The organism is Thermomonas sp. (genome assembly GCF_029945965.1).
Lineage (GTDB): Bacteria > Pseudomonadota > Gammaproteobacteria > Xanthomonadales > Xanthomonadaceae > Thermomonas.
Map to the genome: position 1 here is coordinate 809952 of NZ_JAQSDO010000015.1, position 21409 is coordinate 831360.

General features: G+C 59.7%; 20 protein-coding genes. 5 read left to right on the top strand and 15 right to left on the bottom strand.

Annotated features, from left to right (window positions below):
• Nucleotides 1–52 precede the first annotated feature (52 nt).
• Nucleotides 53–685, bottom strand: coding sequence for a transposase (locus PSV05_RS09955; RefSeq protein WP_345782252.1), 633 nt, complete (start codon nt 683–685; stop codon nt 53–55).
• A gap of 206 nt (nt 686–891) precedes the next feature.
• Entirely contained in the window at nt 892–1335 is a 444-nt protein-coding gene (locus tag PSV05_RS09960; protein WP_300064611.1) for a hypothetical protein, read from the bottom strand.
• A gap of 284 nt (nt 1336–1619) precedes the next feature.
• Between PSV05_RS09960 and PSV05_RS09965 the strand changes: the two genes are divergently transcribed.
• Nucleotides 1620–2483: a hypothetical protein gene (locus PSV05_RS09965; protein WP_300064614.1), complete on the top strand. Its 864-nt coding sequence runs from the start codon at nt 1620–1622 to the stop codon at nt 2481–2483.
• A 277-nt stretch (nt 2484–2760) separates the two neighbouring features.
• On the opposite strand, the gene PSV05_RS09970 is transcribed toward PSV05_RS09965, so the two are convergent.
• The gene (locus tag PSV05_RS09970; protein WP_300064617.1) at nt 2761–3882 is read right to left on the bottom strand and encodes an MraY family glycosyltransferase; all 1122 of its coding nucleotides are present in this window, start codon (nt 3880–3882) and stop codon (nt 2761–2763) included.
• A gap of 90 nt (nt 3883–3972) precedes the next feature.
• Nucleotides 3973–5625 carry an ABC transporter ATP-binding protein gene (locus PSV05_RS09975; protein ID WP_300064620.1) on the bottom strand — a complete coding sequence of 551 codons (1653 nt, stop codon included), beginning with the start codon at nt 5623–5625 and terminating at the stop codon, nt 3973–3975.
• Nucleotides 5626–5704: 79 nt separating this feature from the next.
• On the opposite strand from PSV05_RS09975, the gene PSV05_RS09980 reads away from it, so the two are divergent.
• The 4 genes from PSV05_RS09980 to PSV05_RS09995 all read left to right on the top strand — a co-directional run bounded on the left by PSV05_RS09980 (nt 5705) and on the right by PSV05_RS09995 (nt 8963).
• Entirely contained in the window at nt 5705–5998 is a 294-nt protein-coding gene (locus tag PSV05_RS09980) for a PqqD family protein (protein ID WP_300064623.1), read from the top strand.
• On the top strand, nt 5999–6430 hold the full coding sequence (locus tag PSV05_RS09985; protein ID WP_300064626.1) for a lasso peptide biosynthesis B2 protein: 432 nt from the start codon (nt 5999–6001) through the stop codon (nt 6428–6430).
• A gap of 377 nt (nt 6431–6807) precedes the next feature.
• Nucleotides 6808–7800: a hypothetical protein gene (locus PSV05_RS09990; protein ID WP_300064631.1), complete on the top strand. Its 993-nt coding sequence runs from the start codon at nt 6808–6810 to the stop codon at nt 7798–7800.
• 41 nt (nt 7801–7841) lie between these two features.
• A complete protein-coding gene (locus tag PSV05_RS09995; RefSeq protein ID WP_300064634.1) occupies nt 7842–8963 on the top strand; it encodes a 50S ribosomal protein L11 methyltransferase in 1122 nt (373 codons plus the stop codon).
• Between the two features lie 13 nt (nt 8964–8976).
• Here PSV05_RS09995 and PSV05_RS10000 read toward each other — a convergent pair whose 3' ends face one another.
• From PSV05_RS10000 to PSV05_RS10050, 11 genes are all read right to left on the bottom strand, one after another.
• On the bottom strand, nt 8977–10776 hold the full coding sequence (locus tag PSV05_RS10000; RefSeq protein ID WP_300065466.1) for an asparagine synthase-related protein: 1800 nt from the start codon (nt 10774–10776) through the stop codon (nt 8977–8979).
• 308 nt (nt 10777–11084) lie between these two features.
• Nucleotides 11085–11210 carry a hypothetical protein gene (locus tag PSV05_RS10005; RefSeq protein ID WP_300064637.1) on the bottom strand — a complete coding sequence of 42 codons (126 nt, stop codon included), beginning with the start codon at nt 11208–11210 and terminating at the stop codon, nt 11085–11087.
• A gap of 41 nt (nt 11211–11251) precedes the next feature.
• On the bottom strand, nt 11252–12367 hold the full coding sequence (locus tag PSV05_RS10010; RefSeq protein WP_300064640.1) for a nucleotidyltransferase family protein: 1116 nt from the start codon (nt 12365–12367) through the stop codon (nt 11252–11254).
• Nucleotides 12348–13745 (bottom strand): mannose-1-phosphate guanylyltransferase/mannose-6-phosphate isomerase, encoded by a 1398-nt coding sequence (locus PSV05_RS10015; protein ID WP_300064643.1) that lies wholly within the window; start codon nt 13743–13745, stop codon nt 12348–12350. Before PSV05_RS10015 ends, PSV05_RS10010 begins: the two co-directional genes overlap by 20 nt.
• 54 nt (nt 13746–13799) lie before the next feature.
• A complete protein-coding gene (locus tag PSV05_RS10020; protein ID WP_300064646.1) occupies nt 13800–14819 on the bottom strand; it encodes an NAD-dependent epimerase in 1020 nt (339 codons plus the stop codon).
• Between the two features lies 1 nt (nt 14820).
• Nucleotides 14821–16044 carry a glycosyltransferase family 4 protein gene (locus PSV05_RS10025; protein WP_300064649.1) on the bottom strand — a complete coding sequence of 408 codons (1224 nt, stop codon included), beginning with the start codon at nt 16042–16044 and terminating at the stop codon, nt 14821–14823.
• Between the two features lie 12 nt (nt 16045–16056).
• Complete coding sequence (locus PSV05_RS10030; RefSeq protein WP_300064652.1) at nt 16057–16995, bottom strand: GDP-L-fucose synthase; 939 nt, start codon at nt 16993–16995, stop codon at nt 16057–16059.
• Between the two features lie 13 nt (nt 16996–17008).
• Nucleotides 17009–18118: a GDP-mannose 4,6-dehydratase gene (gmd, locus tag PSV05_RS10035; protein WP_300064655.1), complete on the bottom strand. Its 1110-nt coding sequence runs from the start codon at nt 18116–18118 to the stop codon at nt 17009–17011.
• Nucleotides 18118–20067, bottom strand: coding sequence for an acyltransferase family protein (locus PSV05_RS10040; RefSeq protein WP_300064657.1), 1950 nt, complete (start codon nt 20065–20067; stop codon nt 18118–18120). Before PSV05_RS10040 ends, gmd begins: the two co-directional genes overlap by 1 nt.
• Entirely contained in the window at nt 20064–20894 is an 831-nt protein-coding gene (locus PSV05_RS10045; protein WP_300064660.1) for a glycosyltransferase family 2 protein, read from the bottom strand. Before PSV05_RS10045 ends, PSV05_RS10040 begins: the two co-directional genes overlap by 4 nt.
• Entirely contained in the window at nt 20891–21376 is a 486-nt protein-coding gene (locus tag PSV05_RS10050; protein ID WP_300064663.1) for a putative colanic acid biosynthesis acetyltransferase, read from the bottom strand. The genes PSV05_RS10045 and PSV05_RS10050 overlap by 4 nt, the downstream gene beginning before the upstream one ends.
• Between the last annotated feature and the right edge of the window lie 33 nt (nt 21377–21409).

Here is a 21409-nt window from a genome sequence, read left to right on the forward strand (position 1 = left end):
CGGGGCTTGCCCCGCTTCGACAATTCCACGCCCCAGCGCGGCAAGCCGCGCTCTACAGGGCCCCAATGTCACACTCAAAATCGTCGCGAGACAGCCATTGACACCACCAAAATGGGTAGTCGCAAATGGTCTCCACCAAACCAGCCCGAACAGGGTTGGCGATGATGTACCTGGCTTGCGCCCGCAGATCATCTTCTCCCCGCAGGCGATGATCAAAGAATCCCGCTTGCCAAACAGGGCCAACCTTTAACCGGGCCGAATTGAATGCACGCGCGGAGCGCGATTTGAATCGCCTTACACATGTCGACAGATCACTGGTTCCGAGCGTGAAGAGCCAATGCACATGATTGGGCATCACCACCCAAGCATGCGTTCGACTGCTGCCTTCAACATCACTCAAGCGAATCTTGGAGATAACATGGCGTGAAGCACTCTCCCATGCAAAAAGTGGCAAGCGACCGCACGTAACCATGGTGACCGTATACACGGCATGCGGCTCAGAGCTTCTACCTTTCGTTAATCGTGGACTAGCCATGCCGCGACGATGCAGTGACGTGATCCTTTCTGCCATCAGAAATGATCCAACCGTCAGGTCGGAAAACCCGTAGAGCGTGGCTTGCCCCGCTTCGACAATTCCACACCCCAGCGCGGCAAGCCATGCTCTACAACAACCAGGTCCCGTCATGACAAGCCACCCCACTGTAGAGAGGGGCTTGCCCCGCTTCGACAATTCCACGCCCAGCGCGGCAAGCCACGCTCTACAACAACCCGGCCCGTTTCGACACCTCCACCCCGTAGAGCGGGGCTTGCCCCGCTATGCAGGCGGCGCACAAACAACAACGCACACTTTCGCGGGCGTTGTTGTTTCACCGACAGGAGATCGGCAGGAACTCAGCTGGCAACCTTCTTCGCAGCACGCTTGACAGGCTTACGGGTGGCGCGGCGCAGCGTCGGCTTTTTGCTGGCCGGCTTGCGACCCTTGCTTGGCGCCCGCCTGGTCTTCGCCTTGAGGCCGAACTTGTCCAGGCCCAGTTTGTCGATGATCGGCGCCAGACGCGCTTCTACATCGCTACTCAGCTTCATCATCTTCGGCTGCACCTGGCCACGCACATCGGCAATGCCACCGCGCAAGTCGGCTTCAGCATTGCGGGCAGCCTGGCGAATGCGGGTGGCCGCATCTTCAACGCCAGCAGCAACCCGCAGCGCAACCGCCTTCGATTCGCGGCGTACCGCCACCAACGCACCGAGCGAGGCGAGCCAGAGATGGCGCACGGTGGGCTCGATGGCGGCCGCATGCTTCTTGCGGGAGATCTTCTTGTTCTTCAACGCGGCCATGGCAGGCTCCGAGAGGGGGACTGGATATGGCTAGCCTGCCAAGCAGCGATGGAGCAAACACACCAAAATCGGTAAAGGAGACGGGGTGGATTAAGCAAGCTTGATTTCCTGCGTCCCGTTTTCCCTCCTCTGTAGAGCGGGGCTTGCCCCCGCTTCGATAATTCCATCCCAGCGCGGCAAGCCGCGCTCTACAACAGTCCGGTCAGAGCTTGCCCCGCTCGGCTTGCGGACAGTCTGGCGAATGCGGGATGCTGCGCGTTCGACATCAGCACAGGGGCATCCGCATGGCAGCGAAAAAAAGTGGCGCGTCAGGTTGGGCGGCATTCCCGCATGACGCCAAGGCTTATGCCTATGCCGGTGATGCCCTGAAGAAAGCCTGGCCGAAACTACATGTCGGCGACTGCGAGTCCTACCCGGATGCCAAGCGCGCGGCAGCCCTGCTCAAGGCCGCCGGTAAATCCGCGCCCAAGCTCGATGCCGATGCACTGGCCGAAGCCCTGCAGGACGCCTGGCGCGCGTTTCATCATGGCGAGTTCAAGGCTGCCTTCGATGCCGGCACCGCACTAGGTCCAATCGGCGCGTCGGTCGCAGTCAAGGCCCTGGGTATCCATGCGACTTACCTTATCGATGACGAAGCCGAGCAACTCAAGCGTTACGAACAGGCTGCAGTAGTGGCCGAGGCCGCGATCAAGGCCCTGCCCGACGACGCCAACAGCCACTATCGGCATGCGTTCGCGCTCGGCCGCTACAGCCAGGGCCTGAGCATCGCCAAGGCGCTAAAGATGGGCATCGCCACCAAAGTGCGTGTTTCACTGGATGCCGCGCTGGAGCTGGAACCCAAGCACGCCGAGGCACATACCGCACTGGCGCTCTTCCACGCCGAGATCATCAACAAGATCGGCGCGATGATCGGCGGACTCACATACGGTGCCAAGGCATCGGAAGCCGAAGGCCACATCAAGACTGCGCTCAAGCTCACGCCCGCCTCGCCGATCGCCCATATCGAACACGGCAACATCCTGCTGTTGCTGGACGAGCGCCGCAATGAAGATGCCGCCGCAACCGCCTACGAGAAAGCCGCCAAGTGCAAGCCTGTCGATGCGATGGAAGCGCTGGACGCGGCGTTCGCGCAATCGCAGCTGGAGTAGTAGCGTCGCCTCCGGCACACGCCGGGATCCAGCGCGGCAAGCCGCGCTCTACAACAGCCCGGCACCTACGCCCCCCGTAGAGCGGGGCTTGCCCCGCTTCGACAATTCCACGCCAGCGCGGCAAGCCGCGCTCTACAACAGCCCGGCACCTACGCCCCCCGTAGAGCGGGGCTTGCCCCGCTTCGACAATTCCACGCCAGCGCGGCAAGCCGCGCTCTACAACAGCCCGGTAACTACACCCCCGTAGAGCGGGGCTTGCACCGCTTCGCCGATTCGTTCAGCGCGGCAAGCTGCGCTCTACAACAGCCCGAGACGGCCGACGCAAACGCGCGAAAAACGCCACTGCGCGCGCACGATCGCAACTCAACCAATACCAGCCGATGCAAAGCAAAACGAAGGCCACCAGCAGCAACGGATTCGGCACATCCATGCGCATCGCCTGCCCGACCACCAGGCCGCAAACCAGGCTAAACATAGTCAGCCACATCGCCGCACGGGTCGGCCCGAATCCGGCATCCTGCATGATGTGGTGGATATGGTCGCGCCCCGCCGCGAACGGCGAACGTCCTTCGCGCAAACGACGCACGATCAGCACCAGGCAATCCATCACCGGGATCGGCAACAACCACAGCGCCAGCACTGGATTGACCGGATGCCCCGAATTCTGGGTGAGGCGGAATGCCACCCAGGCAATCACAAGTCCCAGGAAAGCACTCCCCGCATTACCGAGGAAAGCGTGCGCGCGCGGTCGCCACGGCAGGCGGATGTTCCAGACCAGGAAACCGCCCAGCGCGCCGGCCAGCATCAGCACGCGACTGGCCAAAGGCAGGTTGCCGGCATAGATGGCCGCCGCTGACAGCATCAACAGCGCTGCCAAACCTAATGATCCCGCCAGGCCGTCCGCGCCATCAATCATGTTCATCGCATTGACCAGACCGACCGTCGCAAAAACGGTGAACGGCACGGATAGCATCCCAAGCGATCCATTCCCGAGCCCAAACAATGGACCCAATTGCTCGACCCGCACCGCGCCCCAATAAATGATCACCAACGACGCAATGACCTGCACCAGGATCCGCCAGTACCAGCGCAGATCATGCTTGTCGTCATACAGGCCTGCTGCAACCAGTAGCAACGATGCAAACGAAAATGACAGGGTCGTGGACGTCGCACTATCGAAGGCAGCGAACGCCAGCAGGCAGCCGATGAACATCGCCAGGCCACCGATCACCGGCGTCGGCGCGGCATGATCCTTGCGGCCGGCGGGGTGATCCAGCAGGTCATAGCGGGAGGCCAAGGGCCTGAGCAGCCAAAGCAACAGACTTGTCGCGATGAACGCCAACAGCGCACCCTGGAGATTCAAGGCTTCGAACAAGCAGTCCCCGCGGGCTTCCGGCAAGACAGTTGCCTCAGCTAGCCAGAATAGCCGATCCTGAGGATTGCAGGGGTAGCCAGAATTATCGAAGTCCGCAAATATCTTGCTCCGAATTCAGCAAGCCACGACCACGGGATGCAACCGCCCGCCTTCCAGTCGCAGGACCCGGTCAGCCAATGCAAGGCTGGCAGGCCGATGGGTGATCATGATGACGGTGCGTTCCTGCAGCACATGCTTGCATTCTTCGATGAACTCCGCTTCCCCGTGCGGATCAAACATCGCCGTGGCTTCGTCGAGGATCAGGATCGTCGGTTCCTTGAGCAGCGCGCGCGCCAGTACCAGGCGCTGTTTCTGCCCCCCGGACAGCTTGACTCCCTGGTCGCCGATCACCGTTTCGTAGCCGTCCGGCAACGCAAGAATGAAATCATGGGCACGCGCAGAGCGGGCGGCACGTTCGATGTCACCCCGGGTCGTGTTCGCCTGGCCATAGGCGATGTTGTCGGCAACGCTGGCATTGAACAGCAAGACTTGCTGGGCCACCAAGCCGATTTGCCCACGCAAGGATTCCAGCCGGAAATCGCGCAGGTCGATGCCGCCGATGGCGATGCGCCCGGAAGCGGGCTCGACCAGTCGCAGCAGCAGCTGCACCAGCGTGCTCTTGCCGGCGCCATTGATGCCGGTCAAGGCGATGGTTTCACCTGCCCGAATGCGCAGGTCGAAGCCCTGAAACAGGGCTGGCCGGCCCGGATAAGCGAAATCCACCGCCTCGAACTGAATATCCCCGCGCGGGAGTTGCTCGACAACGCCCTCGTCGATTTCCGGCTGCGCCGAGAGCGCTTCGAGCAGACGTTGTGCCGTGCCGCGCGCCGCCTGCGTGGCGCCATACACGGTTGCAAGCTGGCCGATCGGGTTGACCAGCACCATGCCGTACAAAAACAGGCTGACAAGTTCGCCCATTCGCATCTGATCGCGCACGATCAGATGCCCGCCCACGCCCAGCAACAACAGCACCGCACCCGCACCAATCATGTATACCACCGGCGAAATCGCTCCCTGCAGGCGCGCCAGACGCAGATCGATGGCATAGACGGCATCAGCATTGTCACGGAAGTTCGCGGCTTCCGCCTGCTCGGTGGCAAAAGCCTTGACCACCGGCAGCAGCTCCATGTTCTGCTCGGCCAACGTCGACTGGTCCGCCCAAGCCTGCGCCGAGACATGCGCCAACGGTCGCAGGCGTCGCCCGAACAGCTTCAACGCCACGAACATCAATGGCATCAATACAGCCACCGTCACCGCAATCAATGGCGCCTGCCGGAACATCATTACCAGCGCGCCAATCAAGGTAAACAGCAAGGGAATCAGCGGCAGCAAGGTGCCAGTGACGTAGCCGCTGACCCGATAGACGTCGCCAGTCAGCAGGGCCAGTACATCACCACGACGACGTTCCTGATGCCACCCTAGCGGCAGCGCCTGAAGATGCGAATAGATTTCAGCACTGGCATCGGCCACCAAACGGCCCGATGTTTTTTGCAACTGCAGCGAAACCACATAGCCCAGGACCTGCTGCGCGCAAACCAGTCCGAACAGCACCCATAGCAACGGGCCCAAGCCTCGATTCAGCATCAGTCGGTCGGTAAGCACGCCACCCAACCAAGGTTGCAGCAGGGTCGCCAGGCTCTGGGCCAGCATTAACAGCAATGCCAGTGACAACGACGGCAGATGCGGCCGCAACCAGGCCCACATCCAGGCCCGGGGATCGCTATGCATCACCGCCGCTTCCACCTCTTTACCCTGCATTCCGACTCGCCTACCCTGTCTCAATGATTTCCGCGCATATGGCTCAAGCATGACCGCAAGCATCCCCTCCGTCACGCTTTCCAGCAGGATTACGGTATCGGATGACGTGCTGATGCAGGAGGTTGGCGACGAAGTCGTGCTACTGGACCTCGCGAGTGAGCGGTATTTCGGGCTGGACCCGGTCGGCACCCGGATCTGGGAATTGTTGCCGGAACGCCAAGACTTGGCGGACATACTCACCAGCCTCTGCGAAGAATTCGATGCCGAACCTGCCCGGATCGAGCACGATCTGCTGACACTCGTCCTTAGCCTGTCCGAAGCGGGCTTGGTCAAGGTTGAGTAAATGGGTCGCCTCCTCGCCGGATGGCGGGCACTGTCCTGGCGCGAACGCACTCGCCTGATCGCCTGCGGTGCGGGCGTGACCCTCGTGCACGTCGCACTCGCATTGTTCGGCTATGGCCGTACCCGGCGTATGGTGGAAATGGTCACCCATCGTGCCGACACACGTCCGGCAACAGCAGCGGATATCAGCAATGCACGCGCACTGGCCAAGTTGGCCAACGTCGCAGGCCGTCATGGCGTTGTGGATGCCAGTTGCTTAAGGCAATCCCTGCTGTTATATGGTTGGCTGCAATGGCGTGGGCTGCGCCCGGTGCTGCAACTGGGCGTGAAGGAAGATCCGGGCCAATTGTCGGCGCATGCATGGGTCGAACTGGAAGGCACGCGCCTGCTTTCAATCGACTCCGGGTTTCGCAGCTTCTTCAGCTCCCGGTGACGGCATGAGCCTCCGGTTGATAGCCAACCCGTGGACTTTCTCAACAATTCATGTTTACACTTAACAAAGCGCCGTACCAGCAAGGTTCGGATCAGGCAAAACAGGGGGCTCGACATGCAGCAAATCAAGGATGGATCAGTGCAAGGCAGGCCTTATGCCACACCGCAATTGAAGCTGTATGGCAGCGTGCAGGCGTTGACGGCGGGCGGGACGGGCCCGACTAACGAATCCGTGGGTGGACTAAACATGGCTTGCAATGCGGGCAACAACTCACCCGACCAAATGGCCAAACATTGCCAGTAATGAATCCAGCGTAATTTAAAGCTGAATACACGGCAAACGTCTGGCGCTCCGGCACCGCGGATCATCATTCCGACGTGACCAATCATCGAATGTTCGCAGGGCACGTTTTGTCGTGCTCTATTCCATTACCTGCGCTCCCAATCCTTTGGCCGGCTCTTGAAGAAGCCAGTAGTTTGTGCGTGCGGGAAAGTACCGGAATTGTGGGATCCAAGCAATTGGGACTCACGTGGCGGCATGAATGGCGTGAAGAGAACGGTGATCTCTCGCTACAAGTCGGCCTCATAGATTTCGAAACGGCGGCCGCTTCTGGTTGCTATTTGTTGCGTGCCCCCGAGCAATGCGATTTCCATTTGGATCCGACGGCAGGTACCATCGCTGTCGATGCGTGCGGCGAGTTAGCTGCCAGCACGCTCGAGCATCTGTTGATCGACCAGGCGTTGCCCCGGCTCTTGGCCCATCAAGGCCATTTGATGGTCCACGCCAGCTTGGCGCACACCACTAACGGCGCCGCCCTTTTTCTGGGGCAAAGCGGCTGGGGTAAATCCACATTGGCCGGACTGTTGCATCGGCGCGGGATTACCGCGCTTTGCGACGACTGCGTCCTGCTGGAGGCACATCAGGGCCAAGTGTGGGCGACACCCGCCTATCCTGGACTGCGGCTGTACGAAGACAGCATCGAAGAGGTCTTCGCCACTCCCCAATCACTGGCTCCCGTCGCGGACTACAGCAGGAAACAGCGTGTGATCGGATTACCTTTGCCAACCGAACTCCTAGCACCACAAAGACTGGTCGCTGTCTATTTGCTCAGCGATCCACGCTTGGCGAACGAGGTCATGTCCATCGAACCATTGACGTCTGCGGCGGCCTGCATGGCGCTAATCGAACATAGTTTTAAACTTGATCCCACAGCCCGTCCGCAAACGGTAGAACATCTGCGAAAAGCAGGCTCGGTCACAAAGGCGATACCAGCCTTCGCGTTGCGATACCCACACGATTTCGCCCATCAGGATCGCTTGATCTGCATGGTGCGGGAACACATTGACCGCATCGTAAAGTTTTCCGCATGAGCAGCTTCAACGATGGCTATAGCATCCGTGCCTATGGCGACATGATCATCGACGAGGCGCGATTTAGGCCTTGGATGGAAGCACTGCGGCGGCATGTCACCCCCGACAGTGTGGTGCTGGACATTGGCTGCGGCGCTGGCATCCTGTCACTCCTGGCCTGCCAATTCGGTGCGCGCCGGGTGTTCGCGGTGGAGCCCGATGCGAGTATTGAAGTCGCAAAGCTTTGCTCTTCGAACAATCCCGGCGCCCACCGCATCGAATGGATCCGAGATCTGTCGACCGAGATTCAACTCCCAGAGCCAGCCGACATCGTGGTGGGCGACCTGCATGGCACGATGCCTTTCCATGCTGAAAACATCGCCTCCATGGTCGATGCGCGCAAGCGCCACCTCAAGCCCGGTGGCCAGCTGCTGCCTAAACGTGACTTGCTGTATGCGGCACCAGCATCCGCACCTATGGAGACCAAGAACCTTGAGACGCCTTGGCGATGCAACAAGATTGGGCTGGACCTGACTGCAGCCCTGCCTCATGTCGTCAACACTTGGTGGCGGGCAAAGCCGCAACGGGTGTCCGCCGATCAACTACTGGGGACACCAGCGCATTGGGGAACGGTGGATTACACAGGCGATGCGATCCGATCGCTCGATGGAGAGTTGGATTGGACGATCGAGCACGATGGTCGGGTGGACGGGCTTTACGTCTGGTTCGATGGCGTGGTCGACGATGACCTGGGCTTCAGCAATTCACCCCTCAACCCCGAGCTGGTCTATGGACGCGCGTTCTTTCCATTGATAAGCCCAATCACCGTAGTGAGCGGAGACACCATGAGCACCAAGCTTGCAGTGCGGCGCATGCAAGACGACTGGATTTATCGCTGGGACACGACCATTACCAGCGCGATGGGGCAGGAAAAGGCCTCTTTTCGCCAATCGACTTTCCAGATGATGCCGGGGCAAATGGATGCGCTGCGCAAATCAGAATCCCGTTATCTCCCCACACTGACCGAGGATGGTCAGATCGAACGTGCCATCCTTGAGCAGATGGACGGCACCCACGCGCTTGCGGATATCGCCACCGATGTGATGCAGCGTTTCCCCGCCAAGTTCCCTAATTTCGACCAGACACTTGCCACCGTGGCAAAGCTATCCCGTCGGCACGGCTGACGCCGCCTGCCCGTCAACCAGCGTGTAAATCGAAGCGCTTCATCCACGCCGCAAGAGTCGCGATCAGCATGACCTGGTCAATGTCCACGTCATCGCCAACGTTACAATTCTTAGCCCAGACTGCACGTAGGCCGGACAATGCCTCGGCATCCACCACGCCATGCAGACGGCCCTCTGCTTCCGCCAGCAGGGCAGCTATGCACTCCTTGCCAGCGTCGGCAACAAGGCTTACCAAGCCTGAGCCCAAGTGCCGCTTGCCGGTGTGCCAGGCGACTTCGCCACCGAGGTCCTCCGCATACGCTGTGCGAGCAATCCACTTGGTCCAGCCGTCGCGTGCCACGAAATCTTCCGGTAGGCCTAGGAAGAATTCCAACACGCGCTGATCACACCAGGGATGGCGGGCTTCCACACCGAAGCAGGCAGCTGTGCGATCCGCACCCTCCATGCTGCGGATCAGCCCGGGATTCCACCAAGTGCCGATCAGGACACCGGCGCGATCGTCATGGGCCCGCACGCGGCGATTTTGAATTACCATCTCCAAGCTGCGCTCGCGCAAGTGCAACCGCCGTGCGAAGCTCCCGTCGATCCACGGCCCCAAGCCTGCGTCACCGCGACGCCCATCATTCTGCCGGTAACGCCATTCTGCCAACCACGATGGCTGGAGCGTCGCGGCAAGCCCATGCAACAGGATGCGCCACGGCGAGACGCCCTGCAGATAGGTGTGGAAACGGCTAGACAGCTTGGCCTCACGCAGTGCTCGCAACGGGTGACCAGCCAGAGCCAGCGTACCCGCTTGGCTGCCTTCCGAGTACATCACTACGTCGCCATCCGCACCATCCAGCAACACATTGGTGCCAGCCTGGCGCGCTACCAGACAGCACAGGCGCGCGTAAAGGATCGAATTATCGACCGGATGCGCGCGTGCCCACGTAGCGTCACAAAGTTCCTGCAACAAAGGGTTGCCGGACAAGCCAGCCATGGGGACGCGGATGCCGTCGCTATCGCCAAGCAAATGAAAGATGTTCCTCGTCTCCTCACATGCCTGCCCGGATTCGCCGACCAGTGAGATCGGCAGCAGGCGCTGCAGCCCGGCGGGACTGTCTACCCGATGCGACGCCGTAAGCACGCTCGCCGAATCAATGCCGCCACTGAGCATGAGTGCCGGACGATGCAGCGACCGCAGGCGACAACGGACGGCCTCGCCGAAGACTTCACGGAATGACTCCACATATTCACGCGGATCCCGTGAGTTCGGAAGGCGCGCCGGCTGGATATGCCAGTGACGGGAAAGCGCCACATCGCCCGTGGCGGTCGCATGCAGGACCTCGCCGGGCAGCACGCGGCGCACATCACGATAGAACGTCTTGCTGTAATCCTCAGTATGGAAATGTGATGCCAGCAGATAGGCGAGCGCGTCTTCATCACACGCATGCGAGATGCCATCAAGCCCTAATAGTGACTCGGGTTCGGAAGCGAATGCGAGCAACCGCGTGGACTTGGCAAAAAATAGTGGCCGCTGACCAACGCCGTCCCGAACAAGTTGAAGGCGGCGCTCCTGACGATCCCAAACAACCAGCGCGAACTCACCAACAACATGCTTGCTAAAGCCCAAACCCCAGTGCAACCAAGCTCGTGTGAACAAGTCAGCATCCGTCAGATGATCCAAGTCTTCACCACATAGTCCAAGCTCGCGCGATACGGCTTGCCGGTTGTCGATGCGGCCATCCACCGCCAGCACCCATCGGTCACCAACCAAAACAGGCTGCCTTTCGTGCACTGATTCCGGCGTGGAATGGAGGGCGCCATGCGCCAGCGCGAATCCAGCATCCTCGAACCAGCCAACCCCATCCGGTGCACGATGCATCATCCGCGCCATCACCGCGCGCGTATCGCGCAAGGCGTCAAGCTCAACATCGAACCGTAATACACCTGCGATCGCAGACATAGGTCAGTCCTTTCCCTGCCACATTCGCAGCTTCATGATCCTCATGCCGGATATTCGCGTGCAGTTGCACCCGACACTGCACTCAGGCTGGGCATCAGGAAACATTCGTCCCAACCCGCAGGGTCCATGAGATCCCGCATGCCGCGCGGGATGAAGTGGAAGAAGATCAAATGGCATCACCTTTTCGGATGTGGATGCGGGATTGGATCCCGATAGTGCCACTGGGTGCCGCTCGAAAACAGGACAGCATCCCCCGAGCCAGCCTCGACGATCGTGGTCATGCGTTCCTGCAACTCGCTCATGTGTTGGATGTACCTCCGTTGATGCAATGACAGGCGACGCACTATTCGCGCAGCCTCGACACTCCTCGACGCAAGCGTCGCAACATCAGCGTCAACCAGTTCCCTTTTCCATGCAACTCCCGGAGCTGATCGCGGTTCGGGAACAGGCCTTGCCTGATCCAGCGAATACGATCGGCCATGGACGGGAGTGCCTTCAGGTGTTGCCAGAACATGTAACGCCAGTCATCGAGACGTCGAGGATCGATTGGCTCTGCACCGGCCAGTTCGCCCAGACCCGCAATAGTGCTTTCCGGTACGCAAGCACCCAAAAGCCGCCGTGCATCGTCAAGCGAACGCATGCAAACACCGGCGACCTTTCTAGATTGCGCCAGGGATTGGAATGCCTGCCACTCCACATCGTCCATTCGCTGTGCAAACAAGCGAATGTCGTAGAGCAATTTTAGGCGATCCGGAATCGCGTTCTGCATGTCCAGTGCGCGATTAAGGCAGGCGTGCATGAGCGCATGCACCGGCATCAGGCCACGCAACGCGACGGTCATGCGCGGCAATGAGATGGCCGAATCCCACATCTCGTCGAATGCCAGGACATTCGCATAAGCAGGCGCGTTCACAAGCTTGCAGTGCAAGTCCAGTTCGGAGCGCATGACGCCATCCACCAAAAGCCGACTGGTCATTTCATGGTGCATCGAGCCCGGCATGAACGCCAATGAATAACCCAGTGCCGACAATACGTTGGCGGCGCGCTCCGCTTCCTCGCGCGATGCGAGCAGCAGGTCGACGTCACCGCCGACGCGCAGGTGAGGTTGTGGGTAGAGCCACATGCCCAACGCACTACCCTTCAGCAGCAGCACGCGAAACCCGTGGTTCGCGAACGCATCACCAATTCGCCGCAACTCACGCTCACGCAGCATCCATTGCGCTGCAGCGGCATGTGCTTCAGCAGCCAATTGCTCGCGCAACGGCGCAGGGACGCTTGCGGGAGCCGCCCCCTCCCTCAGTCGACATTCCAGCAGCGCCGCAACGCCCTGGTCGCGAGCAGCATTGAGGACGTCCGGGATATGCGAGGCGTCCAGCGATGTTGACGCGACGCCATCGCGCAAGGCCGCCGCGAGCCAGCCCCGCCAGTCGCGCGCTTGCTCAACCGCGTCCGTAAACATCCTCGAAACGAATGATGTCGTCTTCGCCCAGGTAACTGCCTGACTGGACTTCGATCAGCTCCAGCGGCACGCGACCGGGATTTTCCAACCGGTGCTTCACGCCCAACGGGATATAAGTGCTCTGGTTTTCACCAAGCAACAATGTCTCTTCACCACGGGTCACGCGTCCGGTTCCGCTGACCACGATCCAGTGCTCGGCGCGATGATGGTGCATCTGCAGGCTGAGTGTTGCGCCAGGATTGACCGTGATGCGCTTGACCTGGAAACGCTCGCCAAGATCGATCGAGTCGTAGCTTCCCCACGGTCGATAAACCTTGCGGTGCCACACCGGTTCGCTGCGACCCGCTGCCTTCAGCTTGGCAACAATGCCCTTGATGTCCTGCACCCGGTCGCGATGCGCAACCAGCACCGCATCGGCGGTATCCACGACCACGACATCGTCCAGGCCCAGCAACGCCAGCAGGCGGCCATCGCCCCAGGCCATGGTGTTGCGGCAATCCTCCGAGATCACATCGCCATGGTGTGCATTGCCGGATGCATCCTGTCCAGCGACTTGCCAAAGCGCTGCCCAACTGCCGACATCGCTCCAGCCGACATCGATGGGCAGGACCGACACACCGGGCGCCTGCTCCATCACTGCATAGTCGATCGAATCGGAAGGGCTGGCGCTGAAGGCATCGCGGTCCAGTCGGATGAAATCGGCATCGCGGACCGCCCTGTCCATCGCCTCGCGGCAGGCAGCGAGCATCTGCGGCTGGCGCGCCTCCAGTTCGGACAGGTACACCGAGGCGCGGAACATGAACATACCGCTGTTCCAGAAATAGTCGCCACTCTCGACATAGCGGGCAGCACTCTCTGCATCCGGCTTCTCGACGAACTGCGCGACGGCGCGGATCCCCTCGCCCGCCTCCGCCTTGATGTAGCCGTATCCGGTTTCCGGACCCGTCGGTACAATCCCGAATGTCACCAGGCCACCTTCAATCGCATGCGCGCTTGCGGCGAGCACTGCACGCCGGAAACCCTCGACATCGGTCACGACATGGTCGGATGGAAGCACCAGCAGCAGCGGATCGGTGCCGTCCAGCATGGCTTCCAACGCTGCAACGGCAATGGCAGGCGCTGTATTGCGCGCCGCGGGTTCCAGCAGAATGGTGGCGTCCTTGCAGCCGACTTCACGCAGTTGCTCGGCGACCATGAAGCGATGGTCCTCGCCGGCCACCACGATCGGGGGACGTCCCGCCAACGGTGAAACCCGCAACCAGGTCGCTTGCAGCAACGAGTGCTCACCCGCAAGTGGAAGGAATTGCTTGGGATGGGCCTCACGCGACAGCGGCCACAGGCGCGTGCCCGAGCCGCCGGAAAGGATCACAGGAATCATGCATGCACTCCGGATATCGAAAAGACAGGGTAACCGAGCATCCGCGGAACCGGACTACGCGTTGTAATAGTCGCGGTACCAGGCAACGAAGCGCGCGACACCTTCTTCGACCGGCACCATCGGGCGATAACCGACATTGGCCACCAGGTCCGACACGTCCGCCTCGGTATCGGGCACGTCGCCGGCCTGCAGTGGCAGCATTTCCATGCTGGCCTTGCGCCCCAGGCATTGTTCGAGGACTTCGATGTAGCGCATCAATTCCACCGGCTGCTCGTTGCCGATGTTGTAGATGCGATAGGGCGCGACGCCGCTGCTGGCCGGATCAGGCCGGTTGCTGTCCCAAGCTGCGTCCTTGCCGGGTGGTCGGTCGAGCGTGCGAACCACGCCTTCGACGATATCGTCGATGTAGGTGAAGCTGCGCTTGTGGCGGCCATGGTTGAAGACCCTGATCGGCTCGCCGGCGAGGATCGCGCGGGCGAACAGGAACAGGGCCATGTCGGGCCGCCCCCACGGGCCATACACGGTGAAGAAGCGCAGGCCGGTGCAGGGAAATCCGTACAGGTGCGCATAGCTGTGGGCCATGGCCTCGTTGGCTTTCTTGCTTGCCGCATACAGCGAGAGTGGATGGTCGGTGCACTGGTGTTCGGAAAACGGCATTGCGGTGTTGGCGCCATACACGGAGCTGGTCGATGCGAACACGAGGTGCTCCACGCCATGCTGGCGGCAGCCTTCCAGCACGTGCAGGAATCCGATGATATTGCTGTCGACATAGATGTGTGGATTTTCCGCGGCGTAGCGCACCCCGGCCTGGGCAGCCAGGTTGACCACGCCTTGCGGCGTTTGCGCCGCGAAGACCGCTTCCATCGCGGCGCGATCAGCCAGGTCGATAGCTGCATGGGTGTAGTCGGGATGTGCCAGCAAGCGATCGAGGCGGGCCTGCTTCAACGATACGTCGTAATAGTCGTTGAGATTGTCCACGCCAATCACGCGATCACCACGATCAAGCAGCTTCTGCGCGACGTGCGAGCCGATGAAGCCGGCGCTACCCGTGACCAGGATGGTTTTCGATGCCATGTCAGTGGTTTCCTTGACTACTTGTGGAGGCGAGGACCGCCTGCCAGCGCATGAGCGCTGCGCTGCGCGTGCCGTTCGCCTCTAGGTATTGCCTTGCCCGCATGCCCATCGTCGCGGCCAGCGCGGGATCGCCGATCAGCCTTTCGATTGAAGCACACACTTCACTAGCGGATCCCGGCGCCACCGCAAATCCCGTCCCGGTGTCGCGCAGGAACCTCGCCAACTCGCCATCCATTGCACCGATGAAAAGTGCAGGACGACCCGCAGCCTGGATGCCGTACAACTTGCTGGGCAGGATGCAGCCTTCCAGTGCGGGATGCAGGCTGAACCAGTGCAGGTCAGGCACGGAAAGGCTGTTGGAGAGGTTCTCGCGCGACTGGTAGGACTGCACGGAAATATTCGAAAGGCCACGCAAGCCGGCGGCATTCGCGAATGCGTGCGCGCCCTTGCCGCCACCAATCAGGACGAAGTGGATGTCCTCACGTGCGCGCAGCGTGTCGGCGACCTCGAGCATGGTCTGCCAATCATGCGCACGCCCGAGGTTGCCGGAGTAACCGATCACGAACTTGTCCTGCATGCCCCACTCGCGCCGCAGCGGATTGTGGCGCGGCTCAACTGGCAGCACGCCCTGCTCATCGGTCCAGTTTTCGATCAGCCCGATGCGTTCGTTGGCCACGCCTGCCGCGGCAACCCGCGTGGCCATCGCACGTGAGATCACTACATTGCGATCGGCCATTCGCAGGCCCCGGTTACGCAAGCTGCGCAAGGGTGGGCCGGCCCAGCGCATGGGAGCCCCCAGCAAGACTTCCGCGATTTCGGGGAACATGTCCTGCAACCAGTTGACTACCCGTGCGCCGCGTCGGCGTGCAAGCGGTCCCAGCAAGGTCCCCAGCAACGGCGGGTCGGTCATCAGCACCACCACGTCACCTTCGACGACATGCCGACGCAGCAGGCGCGCCGCGGCCAGCAAATAACTCATGTAATCGAGGGAACGGCCAAGCAGCGAATTCCTGCCGAAGCGCGTACCACCGACGCGCATCACTTCGAATCCACGTACGTGCTCGTGCGCTGGCAGCGCCGCGTCAGCAGCGTCGTAGCATTGCGAAGAACCAACCAGCACGACCTCATATCCAGCGCCAGACAGATGTTCGGCCAGGTCAGTCAGCAACTGGCTGGTGGCCGAATGGTCCGGATACACATAGCGATTGAAACAGAAGATGCGCACGCCGATGCAGTCTCAGTCCCGGCGCTGCCCATCGGCTTGCGCCAGGTACCACTGGTAGGTCTGCGCGATTCCTTGTTCGAGCGGAATCGATGCATTCCATCCCATGGCATGGATGCGCGTGACATCCAGCAACTTGCGCGGCGTGCCGTCGGGCTTGGAGGGGTCTGTAGAGATTCGACCTTCGTAACCCACCACGCGCGCGACCATGTGGGCGAGCTCAAGGATCGACAGGTCTTCGCCCACTCCGACATTGATGATCTGCTCGCCGCTGTAGTCGCGCATCAAGGTGACGGCTGCATCCGCAAGGTCGTCCACGTGCAGGAATTCGCGCTTCGGCGTGCCTGTGCCCCAGATCACCACTTCGGGATCAGCCGCCAGGCGCGCTTCATGGAAGCGCCGGATCAGCGCCGGCAATACATGCGAGTTCTGCAGGTCGAAGTTGTCGCCCGGGCCATACAGATTGGTCGGCATCAGCGAGATCGCATCGAAGCCGTACTGCAGGCGATACGCCTGGCACAACTTGATGCCGGCGATCTTGGCCACCGCATACCATTCGTTGGTCGGCTCCAGAGGGCCGGTCAGCAACGCGTCTTCGGCCATCGGCTGCGCCGCATGCTTGGGGTAAATGCAGGACGAACCCAGGAAGCACAGCTTTTGCGTTCCGTGTTCCCACGCGGCATGGATCACGTTGGTCTGGATCAGCAGGTTGTCGCGGAGGAATTCAGCCGGGTAAGTGCTATTGGCATGGATGCCGCCAACCTTTGCTGCGGCCAGGTAGACCTGCTTCGGTCGCTCGGCGCGAAAAAAAGCATCGACTTGCGACTGGTTGCGCAGGTCAAGTTCGGCACGGTCGCGCAACAGCAGCCTTGTGTCCGGCTCGCGTTGCAGGCGTCGTACCAGCGCACTGCCCACCAGACCCTTGTGGCCGGCGATGAAGATATCGGTTTGCATGTGTCCAGCCTGCCTATTCGTGGTTGCTGAAAGTACGAAACCCGGCTTCGCTGACCATCGCATCGCGTTTCGCCAACGCCAGATCCTCCTGCACCATCTCGCTGACCAGCGCATCGAATGATGTCTTCGGCGACCACCCCAACTTCGCCTTGGCCTTGGATGCATCGCCGAGCAGTGTTTCAACTTCAGCGGGCCGGAAATATCGCTCGTCCACGGCGACGATGCACTGACCCTTGGAGACCCCGGAACCTTCGGGTGACTGCGTCACCACGGCACGCTCCTCGACGCCGCTGCCTTGCCACTCCATATGAATGCCGAGTTCCATGGCGGCCTGCACCACGAATTCCCGCACCGAATGCTGTTCGCCGGTGGCGATCACGAAATCCTCGGCCTCTTCCTGCTGCAGCATCAACCACTGCGCCTCGACGAAATCACGCGCATGTCCCCAATCGCGCCGGGCATCCATATTGCCCAGGTACAGGCAATCCTGAAGTCCGAGCGAAATGCGTGCCAACGCACGCGTGATCTTGCGGGTCACGAAGGTTTCACCACGCAACGGCGACTCGTGGTTGAACAGGATGCCGTTGCAGGCAAACATGCCGTAGGACTCGCGATAGTTCACCACGATCCAGTACGCGTACAGCTTCGCCACGCCATAGGGCGAGCGCGGATAGAACGGCGTGGTCTCTTTTTGCGGGATCTCCTGCACCTTGCCGTACAACTCGGATGTGGACGCCTGGTAGAAGCGGGTCTTTTTCTCCAGGCCTAGGATCCGGATCGCCTCGAGCAGGCGAAGCGTGCCCATGGCATCCGTATTGGCGGTGTATTCCGGAGTCTCGAACGAGACCTGCACATGGCTCTGCGCGCCAAGGTTATAGACCTCGTCCGGCTGCACCTGCTGCAGGATCCGGATCAGGTTGGTCGCGTCGGTGAGGTCGCCGTAATGCAGGAACAACCGCCGACCCTTGTCGTGCGGATCCTGGTAAAGGTGGTCGATACGGTCGGTGTTGAAACTGGACGCACGTCGCTTGATGCCGTGGACTTCGTAGCCTTTGGCGAGCAGCAACTCGGCGAGGTAGGCGCCATCCTGACCGGTGATGCCAGTGATCAGTGCTTTTTTCATTATTTAGCAAGCCTCTCGATTTGAGTTCCAAGCTTCATTTTTTTTGCCAAAGCGATAGATCCGTCCACGGACAAGTGGTTATGAAATCCATAAACAGCTATTCCTTCGATAGTCGTCGCGCATGATGATTCGCTGCAAAGCACCTGATCAATATTTACCACCTCAATCTCAGAAAAATTTTTCAATTTCTGGAAAAAATCTCGTTGATCAGCGCTCGCAAGTAAATAGGAATTCCGATCCAACGCGCATTTCTCTGTTGCGGTAGACGGTAGTACGAATATCCGTCCGCTCTGCTCACGCTCCACGCATTCTCCGATATCATAATTTGATGCGGGAGGCGGAGCCACCAGAACCACTTTTCGATCTAGCTTCCGAACTGCGGTAATAGTAGTCAGCAATGACACCATTGTCGCATCGATTGAACGTGGCCTCTCGAAAAATCTGCCCCCATTCCGGAATAAAATTCGTCGCACATCGCTATTCGTATCATCCCAGTATGTCTTGAAATCACTTGCAAGAACCACAGTTTCTATTGACGGATTTGAACGAAGGTATCCCAGAACGGAGTCATTGAATGCAATACAGTCTTTCGCCCAAGGCCATTCCAAATCTGGAAACCTCAGCTGCGCCATACCTAGATAAGGACCGCAAGCAGAACGAGTCGCTTGTACTATGCCTTGTTTGGTCGTTGCATCGATACCGAGCACGAGGTGTTCTGCATAGGAATCCCCCCAAATCATCAAAGTTGGGCTTTTAGATGTAGAACATTTTTCTGGGTGATCAAATGTATGCCGCTGATCACAGTCCAGAAGTCCAGGGTTAGGTCGACGCAAGACCTTGAAATCCAGCTCGGTTCTTGAAAAACGTGCCGTGCCTACTGCTAGCAATGCCAAACCGAAGGTCGCAGTCGCAGCTGAAAGGAAAATGCGATTCCATGCCATACCTTCATATCTATGCAGTGGATTCTCTACAAATCGGTACATCAAAACGGCCAACGCAATGGCCATTAGGAGAAGTGCAGCACGTATCGAACTTGGTACGCCTGATACGTATGCACTATTAGCGAAGGCGATGAGTGGCCAATGCACCAAGTAAAGCGAATACGAGATATTGCCAAGAAACGCGAGCACAGCGACCAGCGCACCACCATTCAATACAGGATGGCAACGCAATATTAATATCGCAGTGGAAATGCAGACCACCAACGCATAAGGACCTGGGTGCAATTTGATGACGACGAAAGTTGGCACAACCAATAGCGCCGCCAATGCAGGCCAAAAAAGCCCGCGCACCGTCATCGTGGACATCCGACCCAAGGGAATTAAAGCTGCTATTGAACCAACACCAAGTTCCCATGCGCGCGTTGGTAGAAGATAGAATGTTGCTCCAGGCTTGCTATTTACGTAAGCTAGACAAAGCAGAAGGCTGGCAGCTGTCAGTATAGACACGCCCGCCAACCAGTATCGGCGTGGAGTAAACAACAGCAGAGAGGGCCAAAATAGGTAATATTGCTCTTCTATTGCTAGAGACCACATATGGAGAAGTGGTTTTAAATGCGCTGCCTGTTCGAAGTATCCGTTTTGCAACCAAAGTGCAATATTCGCACTGAAGGTCAATGACCCCAGTAGAATATACAGGTAGTTCGTTGCCTCAGATGAAAGCAAAAACCATGGGGTTGCGAGAGTAACTGCCGTAAGCACGACCAGAGCCGCCGGCAGCAATCGCTTTACCCTCCTAAGATAGAATTCGGAGAGTCTAAAATCACCACGATCGATTCCATTACCTATCAGGCCAGTGATTAAATAGCCTGAGATGACGAAGAAAATATCGACACCAAGATAACCCGCGCTTAATCCACCGATTTGTGCGTGATACAAAAGCACTAAAACAATTGCGACACCTCTAAGAGCTTGTATGTCAGGTCGAAATTTGCGAACACCTTCCTTCATTCGCGCTTCCCGAAACACTCGCTTAGTTCGCGCAACTGCATGTCGATAAATTGCTGGTAGATAGCCAACATGCGCGCGTATTGAAGGCCGGCCAAGCCGTCCAGGAAGCCGCGCCGCAGCACATAGCTGTAAACAAAACGCAATGTTGGGCGAATCGGCATGCGCGCGGCCAAGCGCTTCAAGCCACGGCGGCGGATCGTGGCATCCATGCTGAGCACGTCTCCCATCCGCAATGGCTGCGCGAGTTCGGCCAGCATCTGCCGTGCTTCGTACTCCGCATAGCGCAGGTGGCGTGCGAACCAGTCGTTGATACCTTTGGAAAAATTGTAGTGGTCCAGCGGATTCAACAGCGTGCCGACTTTTTCCGCAGGCTGCACCTCACGCTGGCCGTGGCCATGGTCAATAAAGCGCAGCGCGTCCGCCCGCCCGAAGCGAACCTGATACGCCGGATACATGCCGGCATGCTTCAGCCAACGGCCCATCAAGATGATCTTCGAGGGAACCCGGTACACCGGATAGGCGGCATCGCTGACCAAGGCAATTGATTGCAACTCCTGGCGCAGCGCGTCGGTCACGACTTCGTCAGCATCCAGGTGCAGCACCCACGGATTCCGGAAGCGGGCGTGTTCCATCGCATGGTTGCGCTGTCCGGCGAACGTATCGAACTGGCGCAGCATTGTTCGCGCACCCTGACGCTCGGCGATGGCAATAGTTTGATCGGTACTGCCGGAGTCCAGCACGACCACGTCGTCGCTCCACTCCACGCTGGCCAGGCAACGCGGCAGATTGGCGGCCTCGTTCATGGTCAGGATGACGACCGAAATCATGGCGACGCCGCCCCCTCCACCCGCAATTTCCGCTGCTTCACGAAGTGTGCCGGGTTACCAGCGACCACGCTCCAAGCTGGTACATCACGCATGGCGACTGCGGCCGCGCCCACTACAGCACCTTCTCCGACCGTCACGCCGGGGCCGATAAAGGCGTCACTGCACACCCAGGCATCCGCGCCAATCGTCAAGCCAGTACGTTGTAGCGGAAGCGCAGGATCGGTGTAGTCATGGGTGCCGGCACACAAGTGAGCACGATGCGAAATGGTGGCGCGTGGCCCGATGCGCACCGGCCCCAGGCTGTAGATCCAGGCGTGTGCGCCAATCGCAGCACCGTCGCCGATGTCGATGTTCCAGGGAATCTCGATGCGTGCACTTGAATCGATATGTACGTCCCGCCCTACCCTCGCACCGAAACAACGCAACAGGAAACGGCGCCATCCAAAGAGGATGCGCGGACTGCCACGATACAGTGGCGTCATCAGGGCCCACAATGCGCGTCCAACATATTCGCG

Excerpts from the sequence above, each read along its gene's own strand:
- PSV05_RS09975 (WP_300064620.1), bottom strand. The coding sequence starts at position 5,625 with ATGCATAGCGATCCCCGGGCCTGGATGTGGGCCTGGTTGCGGCCGCAT.
- PSV05_RS09995 (WP_300064634.1), top strand. The coding sequence starts at position 7,842 with ATGATCATCGACGAGGCGCGATTTAGGCCTTGGATGGAAGCACTGCGG.
- PSV05_RS10010 (WP_300064640.1), bottom strand. The coding sequence starts at position 12,367 with ATGTTTACGGACGCGGTTGAGCAAGCGCGCGACTGGCGGGGCTGGCTC.
- PSV05_RS09965 (WP_300064614.1), top strand. The coding sequence starts at position 1,620 with ATGGCAGCGAAAAAAAGTGGCGCGTCAGGTTGGGCGGCATTCCCGCAT.
- PSV05_RS10030 (WP_300064652.1), bottom strand. The coding sequence starts at position 16,995 with ATGCAAACCGATATCTTCATCGCCGGCCACAAGGGTCTGGTGGGCAGT.
- PSV05_RS10045 (WP_300064660.1), bottom strand. The coding sequence starts at position 20,894 with ATGATTTCGGTCGTCATCCTGACCATGAACGAGGCCGCCAATCTGCCG.
- PSV05_RS09960 (WP_300064611.1), bottom strand. The coding sequence starts at position 1,335 with ATGGCCGCGTTGAAGAACAAGAAGATCTCCCGCAAGAAGCATGCGGCC.
- PSV05_RS09985 (WP_300064626.1), top strand. The coding sequence starts at position 5,999 with ATGGGTCGCCTCCTCGCCGGATGGCGGGCACTGTCCTGGCGCGAACGC.
- PSV05_RS09955 (WP_345782252.1), bottom strand. The coding sequence starts at position 685 with ATGACGGGACCTGGTTGTTGTAGAGCATGGCTTGCCGCGCTGGGGTGT.
- PSV05_RS10005 (WP_300064637.1), bottom strand. The coding sequence starts at position 11,210 with ATGAGCGAGTTGCAGGAACGCATGACCACGATCGTCGAGGCTGGCTCG.
- gmd (WP_300064655.1), bottom strand. The coding sequence starts at position 18,118 with ATGAAAAAAGCACTGATCACTGGCATCACCGGTCAGGATGGCGCCTAC.
- PSV05_RS10015 (WP_300064643.1), bottom strand. The coding sequence starts at position 13,745 with ATGATTCCTGTGATCCTTTCCGGCGGCTCGGGCACGCGCCTGTGGCCG.
- PSV05_RS10050 (WP_300064663.1), bottom strand. The coding sequence starts at position 21,376 with ATGACGCCACTGTATCGTGGCAGTCCGCGCATCCTCTTTGGATGGCGC.
- PSV05_RS10020 (WP_300064646.1), bottom strand. The coding sequence starts at position 14,819 with ATGGCATCGAAAACCATCCTGGTCACGGGTAGCGCCGGCTTCATCGGC.
- PSV05_RS10040 (WP_300064657.1), bottom strand. The coding sequence starts at position 20,067 with ATGAAGGAAGGTGTTCGCAAATTTCGACCTGACATACAAGCTCTTAGA.
- PSV05_RS09980 (WP_300064623.1), top strand. The coding sequence starts at position 5,705 with ATGACCGCAAGCATCCCCTCCGTCACGCTTTCCAGCAGGATTACGGTA.